The organism is Flavobacterium saliperosum (assembly GCF_900100625.1).
GTDB classification, from domain to species: domain Bacteria; phylum Bacteroidota; class Bacteroidia; order Flavobacteriales; family Flavobacteriaceae; genus Flavobacterium; species Flavobacterium saliperosum.
The window spans coordinates 3,542-5,578 of the sequence record NZ_FMTY01000012.1 but is presented as its reverse complement, the minus strand read 5'-3'; the positions used below and the strand labels follow the sequence as shown (position 1 = coordinate 5,578).

Sequence of the window (2,037 nt, the reverse complement as noted above, 5' to 3'; positions counted from 1 at the left end):
GGATATTATTGGAATAAATATATGCCAATAATTGTCATTCCTATATGTAATTTAATTCTTTACACAAATTCAGCACCGCTCAAAGCATATAAAATAATAAATCCATTAATGTTTGGCTTTGTTATTATAATTAACCTTATTATATGGAGAAATAAAAACAAACTTATAAATTACTTTGAAAAAATTTTTGAAATAGAATCTTAAAATGAAAAAGCCGAACTGCTAACAGGGGTTTCATGAAATTGGGGCTTTAAGGCTAAATTAAAAGGTTATTTCATATATTTGGCTTCCGTGGTTATTCAATGGTTTGGGAATATATAAACCCCAACTTCATGAAGCCCCGGGACGTTAGCGGTAAGCTTCGAAAAACTGAACGAAAAAAGGACGAAAATATACGAATGGCAAAAACAAAAATCAATATCTGGGAAGAATTTGCAAACGTAACAGGTGGAAAATTTGTTGAAAGAGAGGAAAACTGGCTTTCAGACAAAACTGAAATTGATTATAACGGTTGGAAAATAATTTTTGATAATTATACATTATGTTCAGGTAAATTTCAACAAGAAATGACTCGAGTAATTGCACCAATGAATTCTATAGATAATTTTAGATTTGAAATTTATCGAAATGGTTTAATTCGATCTATTGAGAAAATATTTGGAGCTCAAGATATAGAAATTGGTCGCCCCGAATTTGACAAAGCTTTTATTATCAAAGCGAATAATGAATTTAAGATTAAAAGTTTACTTCAAAACCAAAAAATAAGAAGTTTAATAGAAACTCAAAAAGAAGTCAATCTTGAAATCTCAAATCAAAAAGGTGTGTGGGAAAGTGAACTTCCCAAAAAACAGCTTGAGTTGCAATTTTATGCTGATGGAGAAATTAAAGATATGGAGCATTTAAAATCATTACTCAATCTTTTCAAAGAGTTGCTTGATAATCTTTACCAAATAAAATCTATAGAGAATTTAAAAGCCTACCGCTAACAAAGGTTTTGTGAAAGTGGGGTTTTAAGGCTGGAAAAAATGTTGGTTTTGTATTTGTAAACTTTATCTTAAATCGTTAGTTTTGGAAAAACTAATCCCCACCTTCACAAAGCCTCGGGACGTTAACTGTAAGTTTAACATAACGAAATCTAAATGAAACCAATAGAAAAATTAATAAATACAAATGTTATTGGAGGGGTAAAAATCTACCTAGACGATTTAGAACTTATCTTATATAAATTACATCAATCAGGTTTTAATACAATAATTTCTGATGATGATAATATGTATGATAGTATTGACGAGTTAAAACAGTTTAAAGGGAATAATCCAAAAATTATCAAAATCGAAGCTCATAATAATGATCTCCCTCTCGAATATATTTACATAAGAATAGTTGATAATGTGTCTAGTGTACTTTCAAATGGAAAGAACGTTCTAGCTGCATCGTATGAAATTGAAAAAATACTTGCAAATAGAAAAAACAAATTTATATACACCTATTTTATCAATCCGAAAAATGCCCTAATAAATTTAATTCTCATCAGTTCAATAGCATTATTTGCATTCATCTATAAAAGTATTTATCTAAAACAACAGTATAATAAAATAGAATGGCTTGGGATAATTTTAATTTGGTCTATAATTTATTTATATACTTTACTAAACCCGAATACGAACGAAAAAATTGAACTTGAAAGAAAACATGAAGATAATTTTTTTAAGAAAAATAAAAGTGCAATTTTAGTTGGAATTATTATCGCTATAATTACTGCAATAATTACATTGATTATTGATTATATCAAAAAATAAAACCTACAGTTAACAGTGGTTTTGCGAAATTTGGGCTTTAAGGCTTAATTTAATGTTGGTTTTGTATTTGTAAACTTAGTCTTAAATTTATAATTTTGGGTAAACTAATCCCCAAACTTCGCAAAGCCACGGGACGTTAACTTCAAGTGCTCACAACATTTTTCTTTGGCACATAGTTCAGTTTTTCATAGCACAAATCCAATTTACATTCTTTGTCTAATCGTTACGTAAATCTGTG

3 protein-coding genes are annotated in these 2,037 nt (G+C 28.5%); all 3 read left to right on the top strand.

From position 1 onward, the window contains the following. On the top strand, positions 1-204 hold a 204-nt coding region (locus BLQ05_RS13835), incomplete at its 5' end, for a hypothetical protein (protein ID WP_218120820.1). Between the two features lie 128 nt (positions 205-332). Then, positions 333-986, top strand: a complete 654-nt coding sequence (locus BLQ05_RS13420; RefSeq protein ID WP_143000967.1) for a DUF3137 domain-containing protein — start codon at positions 333-335, stop codon at positions 984-986. Between the two features lie 153 nt (positions 987-1,139). Further along, positions 1,140-1,799, top strand: a complete 660-nt coding sequence (locus tag BLQ05_RS13415) for a hypothetical protein (RefSeq protein WP_023576875.1) — start codon at positions 1,140-1,142, stop codon at positions 1,797-1,799. Positions 1,800-2,037 lie beyond the last annotated feature (238 nt).